The organism is Niastella koreensis GR20-10 (genome assembly GCF_000246855.1).
Classification (GTDB): domain Bacteria; phylum Bacteroidota; class Bacteroidia; order Chitinophagales; family Chitinophagaceae; genus Niastella; species Niastella koreensis.
Genome location: NC_016609.1, coordinates 6,735,551 through 6,753,407, shown reverse-complemented (window position 1 = coordinate 6,753,407; position 17,857 = coordinate 6,735,551). Strand labels below are relative to the sequence as shown.

The window sequence follows — 17,857 nt, the reverse complement described above, 5'->3', positions numbered from 1 at the left end:
TAAATTGTCCATCGTTTATTTCGATACTTTTAACCTGCTCACCTGAACCAGTAAGGAGTCTTTATTCTGCAACATGCCATTTATTATATTCTCATTAAGATAATTAGGCATGGGAGCGGCATCATACATAAATATACTGCAGTTACTTACCAGGGCGTATTTCAATAAAGGAAGGTAATAGTCTTTACCGGAAACCATTACCGGGTACTGTTTGCGGTATTTTTTACAATTGCCACCGGCTGCATTGCAAATTGACCAGGCATTGTATTTTGGCACCTGGTTATACAATATCATACAATGGCCTAGCCAGGTGCTTTCGATGCCAGGCATATCGCTTGAATCTTTTGACGACAGCATCATTTCTTTATCACTTTTACTAACAATCTCAAATACAGAATCTTTCAGCTTTACCTTGTTGCTGTCGAGAAAAGTAAGACTTAATGCGTTGTTGTTATAGCTGACCGATGACTGCCCGTAATCAAATATAGATACATCGTCAGGAAAGTTCCGGGTCATAAAGTCTTTGATTAGTTGAACATCCCGGTGGGCGCCATCAGTCGTATACAATACCAGGTCGTCTATTAATAAAGTGTTGCCTGGTTTGTAAGTGTTGGGGTTGTCTGTTTGATTTCCGTTGGAATTTGTTGGCGGATTGACTGCCGGCATGCTACTGTCTTTACCACAGGCGCTAAGGATCACTATTGAAATGAATACTGCTGCCAGGTTTCTTGTTGTCATGTTTTGTTATTTGCACATATAACCTGGCTTTTTGAATTATTCCTATCCGGATGAGGAATATTTTTAAAAAAGATTCAGATACGATTAAAAGCTAATATTGTAAGCAAGGTACCAGGTGTATTTGAAAAGCTGGTCGGGAAACAGGTCGATATTATAATCGTTATTGGTAGTTGAAAATTGGGTGGTGTATTGTTCGGTGTGGTCCATAATGTGAACCCCGGCGTTTAGTTGTTGGCTGAACTTTTTCCATGTCTTCAGGTACCAGGTGGCATTAATATTTACGCGGTTAAACACCTGTCCCCGGTAAGGTTTGAAGGCAGCATTGTTCATTTCTTCATCGGGGTTTGCAGGAATGGTGGTGGGTAGGGTGATCCAGTCGCCGGTATTAAAATGCCAGAGCACGCTTATTTCCAGGGAGGGTTTGGGCTGATAGCTGAACAACCAGTTTAGGTTATGACGCCGGTCATACCGGTAAGGTTGCCGTTGTCCATTTTGGATACTATCAAAACGGCGCCAGCTCCAGGAAACGGTATAAGATAAAAGCGTTTTCCATTTGCTGAACTTTCTTTCGGCTACCAACTCTAGTCCAAAGCTATTGCCTTTACCGGTGATTAACTTGTTTTCAATGGAATCGCTATAAAAAAGAACGTTGGCTTTGGGGGAAAAGTTAACCAGGTGGTTAATGGCCTTATAATAAACATCGGCATTGAAGTTTATAAGGCGGCTGTTCTTATATTGATACCCCAGATTGATCATGTTGCCGATAACCGGCTGAAAGCTGCTGTTGGCAGGTAACCATATTTCCCGGTTTATGCCGGGGTAGGGGCTGGTAACCTGGTGCAATACCTGGCCTGTTTGCGAATATGAATAACTCAGCTGTTGCTGATTATCCAATCTGTAGCTGGCAAAAAAGCGGGGTTGCAATGACTGGTTGTTATATCCGTTTACGCTATAGGCGTTGGCATATACTCCCGGTCTGAGCAATAAGTTATTACCTACCCTTATCTCATTTTCATACCAGAGCGCTGCATTATTAAAAGGAAGTGTGGGCTGAGCTGAATATTGGAGATAGTCTTCTTCAAATTCTGTTGTTACAAGGGTTTTATAAGGGAGAATAGTTACATGTTCAAACTGGGCCCCAAACTGGAATTGCAGGTTGGGCGAAGCGGTTAATTCAACAGCTGTCCTGGCTTCGAACCGCGTTCCCTTTGCGTAATTATTGAATGCGGTGCTTTTGAATATAGGTATCCCTCCAATGGTAGTACTTGTTGAGGCGTATTTCAACCCAACATAATTGTCAAAATTGCTTGCATTCAGGGAAGTGTTAATAAACGAACGCTTGCCGGTAACCAGGTTCCAGTTAACGGTAAACAATCCATTGCTCCATTTCTGCAGATAGTTGTTATTGTCCTGGTTCAGTTCCACTCGGTCATTGCCTGTATAGCCGCTTATCAGCAGCTTATTGTTCTTATTGATCTGATGGGTGAGTTTAATGTGAAAATCTGAAAACAATGCATCATACGCCAGGATGTCTTTAGTGGCATCACCGAGGCTGCTGCGGCCGGAGATCATCAGGGCTGTCCGGTTTTTTGTGAGCGGGCCTTCCACTGTAATGGCGCCTGAAGTAAGACCCGCTTCTGCTTCGCCATGCCAGTGCTCCATATTACCATCTTTGGTTTGGATAGCGGTAATAGAAGATACGGCTCCGCCGTACCGGCCTGGAAAATCATTTTTATATTGTTTTACCGATTTTACGCTGGTATTATTTACTACTGCTATCTCACCTAATAAATGCGCGGGATTAAACACCCGGTTGCCATCCAACAGGAAAATACTTTCTCCCGCTTCTCCGCCCCGAACAATTAACTGACCGCCTGTTTCCTGCGTTTCCATATTCCCTGGCAGTAAATAAACCGCTCGTACCGGATCGGTTTGGCCAAGCATATTGCTATACATGCCGGATTGTTCATTATCCAGTTTGTTGCCTGCATCGCGTTTCAGGGTATTCGCCGTGTTTACCTTTACTTCCGGCAACAGCGCAGCTATCAAAGCCAAATTGAAACGGGTATTGTGTTGCAGGTCTACTTCAATAATCCTGGTATTACAGCCTGAGAAGGAAATTTCAATAGTGTGAGCGCCTGCTGGCAGGCTCAGGCTATAGAACCCAGCTGTATTTGATTCGCACGATATGCCTGTTGCCGGTTCCCTGATGGTGGCAAATGGCAACGGTTCCAGGCTGCCTTCCTGTTGAATAAAGCCGAACAGCACATATTTCTCCAGCAAGGCGCCAGGCGCCAATGGTTCCGTGGCAGCTATAATAATTAGCTTATCATTTCTTTCAATAACAGCTACTTTTTGTCCTTTCAGGATTAACGTAAGTACAGCGCCAATGGTGGTTTCACCGGCGGGTAATTTAAGCCGTTGCGAATTATCGAGCAGGGTGGGAGAAAATTCAATATTTACCGGGCAGTAAGCAATCAGCTCATGTAATAATCCGGGCGCGGTTCCCTGTGCTGCCCTGCATTCGAAGGTTGTTCTTAATAACCGGTGCTGCGCCATACTGTTTGTGAACAATATAGTGCAAAGAGCCAGGAGAAGTATACGCTGAGTTGACATGCTGGATAGGAAAAGGTTATAATGCTTTATTGTTTATAAAACAGGATGGTATCGTTTTGTTTCCTGTTACTGATATTGGCAAGCAATTTTATTTCTGTAAGTACGCTGTCTATTGGCTGTTGATTGAATTTTGCCGTAACTGTTGGGATAACAGGCAGCTTCATCAACTGGCTATCTGGTTGAATGTTCAGATTATAGTAATTGGATAGAACCGTAGCCACCTGGTTGATGGGCGTATTATCGAATTTTATTATGCCTGTTTTCCAGGAAAGAAAATTGGGATCGTTCTGTGTTTTTACCTCAAACCCTTTATTGGTAAGCGTGCAATACTGGTTCGGATAAATGATTTGCTTTGCTGCGGTATCGGTTTTACTGCTGAACAACACTTTGCCGGTGGTTACCACCAGTTCATCCTCTTTGTCATTGGTGTTAATGGTAAATGAAGTGCCCAGCACCTCCATCGTTGCTCTTGTTGTTTGAATCAGGAAAGGATGGGCCTTATCATGTTGCACTTCAAACCAGGCTTCACCGGTAAGCGTTACTTCGCGGATGTGGCTGTTGAATGCTTTGGGGTAAGCAAGGGTAGCCCCTTTGCGCAATGTTACCTGCGAACCATCGGGCAGGGTAACAGGGATGTTCATTTGATCTGCCTTTACCAGTTCCATGGCAGGATGTCGCTTTTGGTAAAGCAACCAACCTGCTATAAATAAAAGGCCTATAATACAGGCTGCCGCTGCCAGGCGGGTGATCATTCGAATGGTGCCTTTGTTCCTGCTCTGTGCCAGGCGCTGATCAACTTTGTTCCAGGCCTGTTCTTCGTCGTAACCGGTTTCCTGTAAAATGGAACCTGATTCCTGCCAAACCTTTTCCAGCTGCCGGTAAATAAGCTCATGCGATTTGTTTTCTGCACGCCACTGTTGCAGTGTTTGCGCATCCGCCTCGCTGAGCTGGCCTTTTAACTGGCTTTCAATCAACAGTATTATATGTTCAGGAACTTGTATCATAATTGTATATTACTAAGACACAGAATTATTAAAAACTCCTAGCCTGCAATCAATATCTGGTGAAAAAAATAGTGATGAAGAGCCATAGCCAGCTTTTAGCCTTGTGCACAAATGAACGCAGCAACTTCATGGCCTTCCAGGTTTGGTTGTTAACCGTTTTTATGGAGATGCCCAACTGATCGGCAATTTCCTGGTTACTCAACTTTCCTGTTCTGCTTAGCAGAAAAACTTCCCGGCATTTTTCGGGCAGCTGTTCAATGGCTTGCTTTAATAATTCCCGGTAATTGGGAATGTCTTCTTCTACAGGTTCTTCTGTGATTGTCCAGGTTAAGCTTTCTTCTTCTGCCGGATCCATATCGGAAAGGCTGTGTAATTGGATTTTCTTTTTTGCTCCCAGGTGGTTGAAACAGGCGTTTCGCACTGCCCGGTACAGGTAAGGGCGTGCCTGTGGAGAGTCAATAATTGCTGCATGTTTTTCCCAGATCCTTACAAATACATCCTGCACTATATCTTCTGCAATTGCATGATCCAGTACAAGCGAATAAGCGTATTGAGTAAGCGGTTTATAAAGTCCCCGGAATAACTGCCTGAACTGCACATAAAGATCGTTGCGATTCACAAGAACAGGTTTTTAATTTTGAATGCCATAGATACGTTATGGCGAATTAAAAACGAAAAACGGGGCATTTTGTTTTCGCTATTTTTAAGCGATGGGCAGGATGCGTTATAACCTTTTTTAATATGGTGGTATTTATTTCTTCAGGAGCTTTTGCGTCCATTCACTGGTGGCCTTTACCAGCAGGCTCATAATGTCTTGTTTACCGGCTTTAAAACTATGATCGGCCCCTTCCAGTTTCACCAGTTTGGCTTTTTTGAGCGAACCGGTTACTTCCTCTATCAGGTCCCATTGCGCCAGCGTATCTTTTGTGCCCTGTAAGAAAAGCATAGGCACTTTTACGGCTTTTAAATGTTCTGCCCGGTCAATGGATGGTTTGCCGGCCGCATGCAAAGGAAAGCCGTAAAAGACGATTCCCATCACTTCCGCTTCGGGATGGGTTGATAAATATTGCGACGACATACGGCCACCAAAAGATTTGCCTGCTGCAAATAAGGGCAAATCCGGAAACAGGTCGCGGGCTTTGTTTATAGCCGCTTCAATGGTTTGGTGGGCAACGGCCGGGGAATCGGGCCGGCCTTTTTTATTTTCCATAAAAGGAAAATTGAAACGCATAGCGCCAATACCAGCTGCTGATAACGCTTCTGCCAGGGAAACCATAAAGGCGTGGTCCATATTGGCGCCGGCGCCATGCGCCAGGGATAACAGGCAGGTGGCATTGGCTGGTACATCATAAGCGGCGCTGACTTTTCCTATGGCTGATGAAACCGGGATGCTGATTCTTTTAGTGCTCATAGTAGCTGTTTTCTGCACTAAAGGTAGATCATCTTACCAATACAAAGGCTCCTTTGTAATTGTGATAATGGCCAACGGCATCCTGCCACGCACAGGTAAAGATATAGGTCCCGGTTTGAGGGGTTTGCCCATTGGTACCTCCATCCCATCTTTTTGACTGATCGCGGGTTTGAAAGATCAGTTGTCCCCACCGGTTATAAACAGACAGTTGATAGCTTTTTAAGTTACAACCACCCAGGTGCGGCCCGAAGGTGTCGTTCAATCCATCGTGATTGGGTGAAAAAGCATTGGGAAACAATACACATTTGGCGAAGATGGAATCGCAATAAGGAGCTTTAATAATGGCGGAATCGTATGCGGTGCAACCGGTATTGTCCGTTGCCTCCACAATCATTTTTGAATTGTCTAAAAAGGAGGTGGTGTATACATTGTTATTATTACTGTATACCTGGTTCCAGCTATAGTATACACCTGCGCTGTTACTCAGTACTGTTGCAGTAAATGTAATGTTTTTACTTGCGCAAATAGTAGTGTCTTTAGGGCTGAGTGCGATTCTTAATTTTTCTGATTGAAAAATGGTGAAAGACTCGTTCAACGTGCAACCGTAATTGTCCTTAACAGTAATAGTGCCCTGCCCTGGTAACAGGTTGGCCAAAGTAGTTTGAGGAGTGAAGGGGCCGTTATTAAGAGAAAAGGTATAAGGCGGTGAACCGTCCTTTACCGATGTGATGGTGATAGAACCGGTTAACAACCCGCAATAAGCATCCTGTTTAGTATAATTTAATTGTTGTGGCGCCGCTACGGCTGGTATAGTTACCAGTTGTTGCAAGGCACAATTACCTGCATCCTTTACAGTAGCGGTATAATTGCCTGCAGGCAGCGACGTGAAATTAGGTACGCCGCCAAACGGCTGGTTATTGATAGCATATTGATAGGGTGCCGTACCGCCCTGGATAGTAGAAATGGTTAGGCTGCCATCGCCCTGGTTGCAATGATCGCCCATAGTGATGGTGTAGAAGCCACTGATGCCATTAGGCGGGGTAGGAATAATAATCCAAACAATAGTATCGTTCCGGGAAACAACATCGGTAACTTTTACATTATACGTACCGGGGCATACATTATTAATGGTTGCTGTTGTAGCGCCTGTGCTCCAGTTGTACTGGTAATTACCACTTCCGCAACCAGCTATGACTGTTATAGAACCATTGCAATTACACCCTGCAGGCAACTGGTAACTGGTGTCTACCGCAAGCGGCGAATTGGGTGGGTATTGTACCGTGAATGAATCCATGCGGTTGCAGGTTTCGGTGGTAGTGGTATAATTGAGATAATATTTGCCGGGTGTAAAAGCGCGCACCTGGTTGCCGGGTACAGTGGTGTTGTTGGCTGTTGTCCAGGAAATACCGGTGATGTTTACATTGTGATTGCAACTGGTATAGGTTACACTTCCTTTCAACAACACGCCCAACGTATTACAATAAGGTGGGCTGCCTGCTGCCTGAATACTTGTTTTACCCAGGCATACCGGCGCCTGGCAGAGTTCATTATAGGCAGCCAGGCCAAATGGGGACATTGCTTTATCACTCAGTTGTATAACTGGAGTGTTGGCTACAGCCAGCGTAACCGGATCTATCTGGAAAATGCCTGCGCCGCGGGACGCATAAAAATAGCCATCCGACATACCTACAATCCCGAAGAAGTCTGATGCATTGGTGCCGGTAAAGGTTCGTACAGTTACCTCGCCGCTGCTGATGTTGATCCTGGCTAAACTGGCAGGAGAGCAGGATTGATAAAGCATACCATTCAAAAAAGTAAGATCACCGGCAGGGAAGATCCCGCGCCCGTCCAGGTTACCCACTACACAGGTTTCTCCGGTTGTAACGTTGAATCGCAGGATCAGGAAGGGATCAGTGACTGTTGAACAAGACAGGTATAAATTACCGGCCGCATCGGCCGTCATTGAATTGCCTGGTGTATAACCGGCTGGTGCATTGGTGATAGGTGCTACCGAAGCGGTATTGGGATCAATTTCATAGATGTAAGGCGGAAAAGGGGCAAGGCCATATAATTTCCCATTCGCAGCCCAGGTTAAGTCGAGCAGTGGAATTGGAGTCTTTCCAACAACATGTTGAACGCCCGTGGTCAAATCAAACCAGTACAGATCGCTATTCCCGCCAGCGCCCCAGATAACGGAATTTGATTTACAGGTGGTAGCCGTTAGTCCATTGAAATAACAGGCAAAATCTTTATCATCTGTAAGGCCGTTATTGTCGTCGTCGATATTGTTGTTACAAACCTCCGTTGCAGTTGTGCGTAATACTGAATGGGATACGCGTTTGGATGTATCGTTATATTTATAATAGTTACCGGTAGGTTGGGCGGGAACAACCGATGCATACAACAGGAGCAATAACAGGCAGAGCTTGAATTTCATGGCAATTATAACAGGCCGGGTTTGGGTGATAGCCCCAGCCTGTTATGATTGGCTTTCTATGAGTAGCGCTGCATTAGCAAACTGTTAATTTCAAACTGTTTTATCCTTTGCGCATCGCTTCTATATCTTCCGGTTTCCTGGGCAGTGGTTTGCCCAGCTTTTTGCTGCCACTATCGGTGATCACAAAATTGTCCTCGATGCGGATGCCGCCAAATGTACGGTAATCGTTCAGCAGGTCGTAATTGATGAACGAGGTGTGTTTTTGTTCTGCCTTCCAGCGGTCAATTAATTCCGGAATGATATATATACCCGGTTCAACCGTAAGCGTAAAACCCGTCTTAAGCGTCTTGCCCAGGCGGAGCGATTTCCAGCCAAACTCCTTGCTTTTCTTTAACTGGTCGTCATAACCTACCAGCGGTTCGCCCAGGTCTTCCATATCGTGCACATCGAGGCCTATCATATGACCCAGCCCGCATTGAAAGAACATGGTATGCGCACCCGCTGCTACGGCTTCCTGTGCATTGCCTTTCATTAATCCCACTGCTGTTAACCCTTCTGCGAGTTTGATACAGGCCTGGGTATGCACTTCCTTATATTGAATGCCCGGGCGCAATAAGGCAATGGCATGCTCAAGCGAATCCAGCACCACATTGTAGAGATCGCGTTGGCGGGTGGTGAAGGCTGTGCCTGCGGGAAACGTGCGGGTGAGGTCACCGGCATAATGCCCGGTGGTTTCTGCGCCGGCGTCAACCAATACCATCTGTCCATCCTGCAAAGTATTGCCATAGTAATGATTGTGCAGGGTTTGCCCGTTAATGGTGAGAATGGTAGGATAGGAGAGGCGTCCGTAATTGGCCAGTGCTATAGCTTCCACTTCGGCGGCGAGTTCGTACTCCTTCATTCCGGGACGGGCATTTAAAATGGCGGCCAGGTGCATGTCGGCTGAAATAGAGCAGGCTTTATCCATTTCCTGTACTTCAGGTGCTGATTTGATTTCCCGTTGCGCTATAACCGCGCGGATCAGTGGCTCGGCTATAAACTGTTGCAGCTGCTCTATGGAACAATTTAACCAGGCAGCCAGTTTTATTTTGTTTTCAGGCCGGTAGGGCGGTAAAATATGAATGGGACGTTGCGCTTTGCGGGCTGCTGCCAACAGATCAGCCAATCCGGCGAGGTTGTTACTGGCGGCTATTCCAACGCTTTCAGCCAGCTCTTGTACCTGGGGTTGAGGGCCCGTCCAGATAATATCATCGATGCTGGCGTTCTCCCCAAATAGAATTTCCTTGTTTTCATCCAGGTCAAAAATAACTGCCAGGCCAGGCTGGTCAAGGCCGGTATAGTATAAAAAAGTACTGTCCTGTCTGAAGGGGTAACAGTTGTCTTTATAATTCATGCTGCTGTCTTCATTGCCTAACAGCAGCACAATACCATTTGGCAGTTTTGATTGCAACTGCTGGCGTCGTTGAAGATATACTGAGCGATCGAAAGTAGGCAGGTTCATGTAGTTTTTTGCCGAATGTACGAAGATGGCGGCACCGGGAAATAAAAAAGCCATCCTGTAGACACAGGACGGCGTTATTGATCGTACCCTTAAAAACTAGGTTTAATTTCTTGACTTTATTATTGTTTGCGTGCTTATCTCTTTTCCATTCGCCACTTTCAGGTAATAGGTGCCGGCGGGTACATCGGCCATCCCTATTGTTGCTGTTTGCAGCATGTTGAATGATTTTATGATACTGCCCATGGTATTCAGCAACTGACAAGTAACTGTCTGGTACTGCCATTTGGGTGGAACTGAAACATGTAACTCATTCACTACCGGGTTGGGCCAGGTGGTCAACTTTGCGCTGCCGCTGTTAATACCGCCCATGCGCACTGTTCTTGTTTCGGAGTATTTGTACTTCCCGTCTTTATCAACCATTTTCAACCGGTAATAGATCACTGGTGCTTTTACATTGTTCACCGGGTCCTTGTACGAATAGTTGTTTCCGGTTGAAAGATCTTCGGCGGGGAACAACAGGGCTACCTGCGCAAACTCTTTATTATCAAAACTTCTTTCAATGCTGTAATAGCTCAGATTATCTTCCTGTTTGGTGGCCCAGGCCAGCCATACTTTTTCATTTGCCAGTTGCGTGGTAAAGTTTACCAGCGTAACCGGCAGCGTGGTAAGCGGAATTTCACTGCCGCCCATATTCAGACTGAACAGGTCATTACCGTTCCAGCCATTCTGGGTTTGATTAAAACCCACCCGAATGGTTACGCTCGATGTGGAGGCAGTGCTCACTTTGAACATTTGGGTTGAATCGGTGGCATCGATCCCCTGACCGCCGGTTGGCTTTGAACTGGTGGCTATGCCCGATACCGTATTGCCATTTTGCGTAACCGCTACTTTGGGTGTGGGGCTTACGTACTCCCAGGTAGGATTGGCTACCGTTATCGAATTGAACTCCATAATCTGATTGCTGCCATCGATCCCCATGAACACGCTGCTGAAATTATAGACGTTAGCAGGAGTGGTAGTACCTTTATTTACAAAATTGATCGTAAACACGGAATAATGATACCCCAGGCCGCCCAAAGAACTTAATTGCGGTTGAAAGGCGGTGGAAGAAGATCCTGATGGTGTAGCGTCTATGCCAGACAGTGTTACCCCAACCAGGCTGTCGATCTTTACCAGCGCATCTATAAGGCCATTGGTGGTAACCGATTTAAACCTGTAAATACATCCGGCTTGCAGGTCGGTACCTGATTCAACGACAGGATTATTAAAGTTCAACGTTTGCGAATTGGCCACAACGTTATATATGATCAAAGCAATTGTTAAGGCTATCCTGGTAATAGCAGGGTACAAATGTTTCATACTGTGGTTTGTAAGGGTGAAGCAATAGTTGACTACGACCACAGGAATTGGAGGTATACTGATTTTCTCAGTGGAGATTGGAGTTAGGTATAGGAAGGGTCAGCCCCGTAAATAGGTATTTACGTATAACTAAGATTACTCGAAAGGATGGTGATTGATGAATGAGGGCCTGTTCAGTAGGAAGATTGGGTACGTGATACTTGAATAAAATTGTTAATACAAAGATTAACACCTTTTTTTAATAATGCAAGTGTTGGGCCGGAAAATTATTGAATCTTGATCGGGGATAAGTGGGCGGTGAATGTGGATTGAATTCCAGTGAGGTATGAGCATAAAAAAAGGGTGGATCAACCGGTCCACCCTTTTTTATTTATTATGTATTATCCCAGGAAGTTTATTTAACTACTGAAACAGTTCCTTTTACATTAACCTTACCTGTTTGCAAAGTTCCGCTGATGACGTAGCTATAGATGCCAGAGGCAACTTTAGCACCGTTCTTTGTTCCATCCCAACCTTTAGTGATATCGGTTGTTCTGAAAACTTCTTTACCGGTAGCATCTGTGATCACGAAGCTTGATAAAGTAAAGGCAGGATCAACTGCAGGGATGGTGAAGGTAGTGCCAGCTGTCAGTGTTTTAGGCATTACGATCTTATTAATTACTGTTACAGTAACCTCAGCTGTTCCGGCGCAACCACTGGCGTTGGTACCAGTTACTTTATATACAGTGGTTTTAGCAGGTTTTACAATCGGGCTGGCTGTGTTGGCTCCAGTAACACCTGCAGCAGGTGTCCAGGAATAACTGGCAATAGGAGCGCCACCGCTGGTTGCTGTTAATTTAGCACTGAAACCCTGGAATATTTTGATCTCGGTGTTTGATTTGATCTCAGGAGCAGTACCCATTTTCACTTCAATTACGTTTGAAGAGATGGCAGAAGCACCGCATCCACCGGCTGCACTTGCCATTACCACACTTACTTTGTCGCCATCAACTAAGGAAGCATTGCTGTAAGTAGGGCCGGAAGCACCAGCATCGTTACCGTTTACCATCCATTTATAGCTTGGTGCAGCACCTCCATTGGTTACTTTCACATTGAAAGTAGCAGGTGAGCCGGTACACATTCCGTTCAGGGCCGGAGCAACTGCCAGAGTTGGCAATAAACCACCGCCTGCAACAGTTAAGGAAGCTTTATTGGAGAACAAAGTACGGCAGGCGTTATTGGCAACTGCACGATATTGTAAGTTGTTCATCTTGGCAGTTATTCCGCTTACTGTGAGCGTGCTGGTGGTTGTACCTGAGTAGGCGCCACCTTCTGCTACATCAGCCCATTCGCCATTTGTTTGAACCTGCCATTGGTAGTTGTCCGCATTGTTGGCGGCAACAGTGAAACTGGCACTTCCACCGGCGCAAACCTGTTTGCTGGCGGGTTGTGTTTCAAACGAAGGCATGGGAGCGTTACAAGATGAAACAATTTCACGAATTGTATTATTGTAGCTATCTGTGATGAATACGTTACCGGCATTATCGGTAGCAATACCGATAGGGTACCAGATCTTCGCCAGGATAGCAGGACCGCCGTCACCAGCATAATCAGGAGCACCAGTACCAGCGATGGTAGTGATGATGCCTTTTGAACTGATCTTTCTGATGGCGTGGTTTTGATAGTCAGAAGCATAAACGTTACCAGCGGGGTCAACAGCCAAACCCTGGGGTGAACCCATCTGGAACTGAGCTTTGATAGCAGGGCCGCCATCTCCGCTGTAACCAGCTGTTCCGTTACCCGCAAAAGTGGTAATAACACCAGCCGGGTTTATTTTACGCACAACTGAGTTAGAAGGATCGGCAATATAAATATTACCGGAGTAGTCTACTGCGATACCTGCGGGTTGCGTTAATAACGCTTTTGTCGCAGGGCCGCCATCACCAGCGTAACCGGCTCTTCCGGGAACACCTGCGATAGTGCTGATTACTCCCTGTTTGTTTACTTTTCTGATTACTTTGTTAGAAGCATCCGAAATGTACAGGTTACCATCTTTGTCAACAGCTACGGCAGTAGGGCGATACAGCTTGGCTTGTGCAGCCTGGCCTCCATCACCACTAAAACCTTCTGTACCGTTACCGGCGAAGATGCTCATGATGCCTGAAGTAGTAACCTTCTTAATTACCGAGGAGTTAAAGTCAGCGATGTAGATGTTACCATCGTTATCGATGGTCATACCAGTTGGCTGGGCTAACTGGGCTGCGGTGGCGGGCCCTCCGTCACCGGCTGTACCAGCGGTACCGTTACCAGCTACGGTGCTGATAATACCGTTGGAGTTTACTTTCCGGATAACGTGGTTACGCATATCCGCGATGTAGAGGTTGTTGTCGTTGTCGGTAGCCACCGCTCTTGGCTGGTTAAACCGGGCATTGTTGGCCGGACCGGCATCTCCACCATATCCGGGAGAACCTACAACACCTGCTACGGTCGTAATTGTTTGTGAGTACGCTACAGAGCTGCTTGCAAACAGAAGCAGGCCGTTAAATACGATCTGGTTGAGTTTCATGGGATTAACAGGATTAGTTTAATAACAGTAAAGTTATAGTCCTTGAAAAATAAAAAAAGTTTTCTATTCAGCCAATATCAATTTGATATGATATTAACGGTGTATTTCTACAGGTTTGATTCGTAAGTTTCTATCGTAAAATATTCACACAAAACAGATGTGGAAAAGCCTTAAGATGGGGGCGGGATTACGGCATTGCAATCAATTAAACCTTACTTACTTCGCCGATTGTTTCCACGCTGTTCACCTGACAGGCCGGGATATACTAAATTTTCTGTTCTGCTACTCATTTTTCGGTTGCTGGCTTATCCACAGTGCGTTTGCTTCGATCCCCGGTAGTGAGAACTAAAGAACGGCCATTTATTTATATTATTGTTTCAAATACTGGATGTCGTGGTTTTACTATGAGAACAGGTTTTTTTGCTCCGTACTTTCATCAATGCCCAGTGGGGGCAGGCTGGGCCATGTGTATGGGGCTGTTTTTTCCTGGTTGTCGGGGCGGGGTTTGGTAGAACGGATGGTGAATACCGGCCAGTAATCCAGTTGTTCCGAAGGCATTTCAAAATCAAGCACTTCCTGGATGCCTTCATCTGTTAAGTCGGGCTGCAGCCACTTTAATTCCAGTTCTTTAGGCAGAAAGAGGGGCATGCGGAAAACATTGGGGCCGCCATTATGAATTTGTTTCATCACAGAATTGGCCGCACGGGTAATAAGTGTAAATGTACCTTTTATTTCACCGGTTTCTGCATCGGGTATGGGGGAGTAATGGTATAGGCCTGGAATACAGAACATGGGCCGGTCTTTTAAGTGGATAAAATAAGGCACTTTATTTTTCCACCCTTTTATTTCGCGGTGCTCGAAAATACCGGTTACCGGAATAAGACATCTTTTTGACCTGATCCTGCGCCAGAAAGATTTTTTATCGTTGATGATCTTTTCGCTTTGTGCATTGCACATGTACTGGCGGCTCTGCTTTATTTTTTCGGGCGTGTTCATATAATCGGCAATCACGCCCCATTCAAACGGCATTAATTTATGGGTTCCGCCATCATTGATAATAACTGGGTACTTGCGATAAGCCTGGGCCATAACATGAATGGCCATGTCAAAATCAAAATTAAGTTGCGGATCAACCACCAGGTCGGGCAAATAATCTGTTATTAACTGAATGTTCGATGAAAACGAAATATCGTAACACATGCATCAAAAATTTTCAATTTCTGCGAGCGGTAATTTTACCTCATGAATCCCAAACTTTAAGGTAATGAAAAGTTCGCCAAACTGAATAAAAAGATCAGCCTTTACGGCGTCACTGCGGCCGGGATTCCAGCCCATTTTTTGATTGATGTAATTGCGGATCCTGGTGGCAATAGGCGCAGAAGGTTTCCATGGTTTTGGAACCAACGGGCTGTAAATATGAAAACCCTCCGGCTGGCTTGCGGCAATGAACATTTTTTCATAATGCTCCGGCTCGGTTATATTATACAAAAACTTGTTGGGATCATTGTCCAGTGCATCATAATGGGTTTTTGCCCGGCTGTAATCTGTATAGTGGGTAAATAAAAATGCGGCTTTGTTAAGGGGATCGAGCTGGTTTTTACCGCGCACGTAGGTTTGACGCACAAAAAAAGTATTGCCCGCCTTTATGAGCGATTCCAGCAACCGGGTGGTGAGTAAAACAAACGGATTGTGCATGGCTCAGATTTTTATGGTCAATACTTCTTCAATACGGGTGGTATAACAGGGTGACAATTTTAACTGGCGCAATTTCCACCGTGTACCAAAACCCTGCAGCGCAAAACGCACGGTATTTTTTCCAAACGATCTGTTCACCTTGTCCAACACCTGCATCAGTTGCGAATTCCGTGCCCTGTTTTCGGTATCGAAAACATTCGCCTGTACTTCGGTAGCGGGGATTAATTCCATGGCGGTACAACCTGTTTTACTGTAATTATAACCTGGCCGGTAAATGGTTTCAAAACCCTGGCGGGCATGGGTTATCAGTTCATTGGTGCTATTGGTGGCAACAGGTAATTGAATGGTGAGCGACCGGAAATATTGTGGTTCATTAGCCCGGTGCGCATTTGTTTGCACAAAGATCTGGATGGTATTGGTAACCAGTTGCTCACTGCGCAGTTTAGCCGCTACCATGGCGGTATAATTGGCCAGCGCTTCCATTACTTCGTTTTTGTCGCTCAGCACTTTTCCAAAACCACGGGCCACGCAAACCATTTTCTTTTTGGCTGGCATGTCTTCGAAAGCAATGCACGAAATACCATTCAACTCATTGTACATTCGCTGGCCAACTACCGACAAATTCTTTTGAACCCATGCTTCGGGTGCTTTACTAAGCTCCCAGGCCGTGGTAAAACCATGGCGATTGAGCAGTTTCGTATACTGACTGCCGATACCCCAGATGTCTTTTACCAGGGTATTTTGTAAAGTGAACTGCATTTTCTCCGTGGTGTCAATACAGTATACGCCCAGTTGCTTGTTTCTTTTCTTTACCAGGCGGTTGGCCATTTTGGCCAGTGTTTTGGAAGGAGCAATACCAATGGAAACCGGAATGCCGGTGTTTTGCATCACCGTGTTACGGATGGTTTGCGCGTACCCGGTTAAATGATGGTGCCGGAAGGAGGTTAGATTTAAAAAAGCTTCGTCGATGGAATATACTTCCAGTTGATCGGCGAATTGCGAAAGGGTGGTCATTACCCGGTCGCTGAGGTCGCCGTATAAAGTATAGTTGGAAGAAAACACCGATACGTTGTATTGCTGCAGCACCGGTTCTATTAAAAAAGAAGGGGCGCCCATCTCAATCCCCAGTTCTTTTGCCTCGTCTGACCGGGCAATTACACAGCCATCGTTGTTGCTGAGCACAACAATGGGCCTGTTTTGGAGCCCGGGTTGAAAAAGCCGCTCGCATGATGCATAAAAGTTATTACAGTCCACCAACGCGATCATTATTTTCATATTTATACTTCACTACCACGGCAGTTACCACCCCCCACACCTGCATGTTCATTTCTTCGGTGACTACCAATGGTTTATAAATAGGGTTTTCGGGGTGCAGCACCAGCGATTTACGGGTTTGAACTATGCGGCGCACGGTGAATTCGCCATTTACCACCGCCAGCACTATCATGCCGCTAGCGGGTTTCAGCGACCGGTCAACCACCAGCAGGGAACCATGTGGCATACAGGCATTGATCATGCTATCGCCGGAAACCCGGAAATAAAAAGTAGCAGTAGGGTGCTGAACCAGGTATTGAGATAATTCTATCACATCCTCCTGGTAATCTTTTGCCGGAGACGGGAAGCCCATAATTATTTGTTTGATTGTATACCAAAAATACTAATAGTTTTAGTAAATTTGTACTAATGAATTTAGTGGAAAACTTTATTGTTTTAGTGGACCACAACCTTTTTTAAAAATCCAATCAGGGGGATGGATTGGGTAAAATACAGATGCTGAGTGGTTTTGGTAACAATAGTAAGATGCACGGCCACTGTATTTATCGTAACGAATTTAGTTATAACCGATACTTATTTAGATAGCAGTTATAACAATTAAAGTACAATTCATCCTTTGTGAAATTTAAATATGAATTTGTTTTTTTCTTTGATAAATGGAACGAGATCCACGATATAAAGCTGTAAAAATTTTGATTGAAGGGAAACACATAACCGAATTCAAGGAAATCTTTACCCATGTGCCTAAAACTATAATGGCTCACGACCTGGGTACAAACAATAACCGAATGACTCGTTTGATTGCGCACGTTGATCAGTTTACGTTAGGCGAATTATACAAGATCAGTGATCTGTTGGATGTGGATTACAAGACGATTTTTACTTTGGCGCACACACAACATTTCGGGAACGACAAACGTGGTGGTAAAAGAAACCTTAACCGGCAAACCTAGCACACACATGCCGGTAATCCTTCATTGCCCGCCGTAAATGATTAGTAGCCCGGAGGGGTATAAGGGCTGTTCTGAGTGATCGGAACGGCCCTTTATATTTTTATAAGAAAGGCAGAGAAATGAAAAATTATAAATGAAAAACAGAGGAATGAGAAAGGGAAGAAAGAAATGCTGAATGTCGAATGTCGAATATCGAATGTCGAAGTAGAAAACATTCCTATATCAACTCTGTCAACCCTGTCAACTCTATCAACTTCCTGATCAACCCGTCAACTGATCAACTGGTCAACTCCAAAACCGATGTTAATATAACTTAATATAAT

At 45.2% G+C, this 17,857-nt stretch carries 14 protein-coding genes; 1 reads left to right on the top strand and 13 read right to left on the bottom strand.

All coding sequences use genetic code 11. The annotated features are described in order from the left end of the window. Positions 1 to 15 precede the first annotated feature (15 nt). From NIAKO_RS26600 to NIAKO_RS26540, 13 genes are all read right to left on the bottom strand, one after another. Positions 16 to 738: a hypothetical protein gene (locus NIAKO_RS26600; RefSeq protein WP_014221559.1), complete on the bottom strand. Its 723-nt coding sequence runs from the start codon at positions 736 to 738 to the stop codon at positions 16 to 18. Positions 739 to 822: 84 nt separating this feature from the next. Next, positions 823 to 3,297, bottom strand: a complete 2,475-nt coding sequence (locus NIAKO_RS26595; protein WP_014221558.1) for a carboxypeptidase-like regulatory domain-containing protein — start codon at positions 3,295 to 3,297, stop codon at positions 823 to 825. An 83-nt stretch (positions 3,298 to 3,380) separates the two neighbouring features. Then, positions 3,381 to 4,358, bottom strand: coding sequence for a FecR family protein (locus tag NIAKO_RS37225; RefSeq protein ID WP_014221557.1), 978 nt, complete (start codon positions 4,356 to 4,358; stop codon positions 3,381 to 3,383). Positions 4,359 to 4,407: 49 nt separating this feature from the next. Further along, the gene (locus tag NIAKO_RS26585) at positions 4,408 to 4,977 is read right to left on the bottom strand and encodes an RNA polymerase sigma-70 factor (RefSeq protein WP_014221556.1); all 570 of its coding nucleotides are present in this window, start codon (positions 4,975 to 4,977) and stop codon (positions 4,408 to 4,410) included. A gap of 132 nt (positions 4,978 to 5,109) precedes the next feature. After that, positions 5,110 to 5,769 carry an alpha/beta hydrolase family protein gene (locus NIAKO_RS26580; protein ID WP_014221555.1) on the bottom strand — a complete coding sequence of 220 codons (660 nt, stop codon included), beginning with the start codon at positions 5,767 to 5,769 and terminating at the stop codon, positions 5,110 to 5,112. Positions 5,770 to 5,797: 28 nt separating this feature from the next. Continuing rightward, a complete protein-coding gene (locus NIAKO_RS26575; RefSeq protein WP_014221554.1) occupies positions 5,798 to 8,206 on the bottom strand; it encodes a T9SS type B sorting domain-containing protein in 2,409 nt (802 codons plus the stop codon). A gap of 100 nt (positions 8,207 to 8,306) precedes the next feature. Further along, positions 8,307 to 9,707 carry an aminopeptidase P family protein gene (locus tag NIAKO_RS26570; RefSeq protein WP_014221553.1) on the bottom strand — a complete coding sequence of 467 codons (1,401 nt, stop codon included), beginning with the start codon at positions 9,705 to 9,707 and terminating at the stop codon, positions 8,307 to 8,309. 102 nt (positions 9,708 to 9,809) lie between these two features. Then, complete coding sequence (locus NIAKO_RS26565) at positions 9,810 to 11,066, bottom strand: T9SS type A sorting domain-containing protein (protein ID WP_014221552.1); 1,257 nt, start codon at positions 11,064 to 11,066, stop codon at positions 9,810 to 9,812. A gap of 394 nt (positions 11,067 to 11,460) precedes the next feature. Then, entirely contained in the window at positions 11,461 to 13,611 is a 2,151-nt protein-coding gene (locus NIAKO_RS37220) for an NHL domain-containing protein (protein ID WP_014221551.1), read from the bottom strand. A gap of 402 nt (positions 13,612 to 14,013) precedes the next feature. Continuing rightward, positions 14,014 to 14,811, bottom strand: a complete 798-nt coding sequence (locus NIAKO_RS26555) for an SOS response-associated peptidase (protein ID WP_014221550.1) — start codon at positions 14,809 to 14,811, stop codon at positions 14,014 to 14,016. A 3-nt stretch (positions 14,812 to 14,814) separates the two neighbouring features. Next, a complete protein-coding gene (locus tag NIAKO_RS26550; protein WP_014221549.1) occupies positions 14,815 to 15,306 on the bottom strand; it encodes a hypothetical protein in 492 nt (163 codons plus the stop codon). Positions 15,307 to 15,309: 3 nt separating this feature from the next. Further along, positions 15,310 to 16,572, bottom strand: a complete 1,263-nt coding sequence (locus NIAKO_RS26545; RefSeq protein ID WP_014221548.1) for a Y-family DNA polymerase — start codon at positions 16,570 to 16,572, stop codon at positions 15,310 to 15,312. Then, positions 16,550 to 16,933, bottom strand: coding sequence for a LexA family protein (locus NIAKO_RS26540; RefSeq protein ID WP_014221547.1), 384 nt, complete (start codon positions 16,931 to 16,933; stop codon positions 16,550 to 16,552). Before NIAKO_RS26540 ends, NIAKO_RS26545 begins: the two co-directional genes overlap by 23 nt. Before the next feature lie 436 nt (positions 16,934 to 17,369). On the opposite strand from NIAKO_RS26540, the gene NIAKO_RS38750 reads away from it, so the two are divergent. After that, positions 17,370 to 17,534: a hypothetical protein gene (locus NIAKO_RS38750; RefSeq protein ID WP_155966942.1), complete on the top strand. Its 165-nt coding sequence runs from the start codon at positions 17,370 to 17,372 to the stop codon at positions 17,532 to 17,534. Positions 17,535 to 17,857 lie beyond the last annotated feature (323 nt).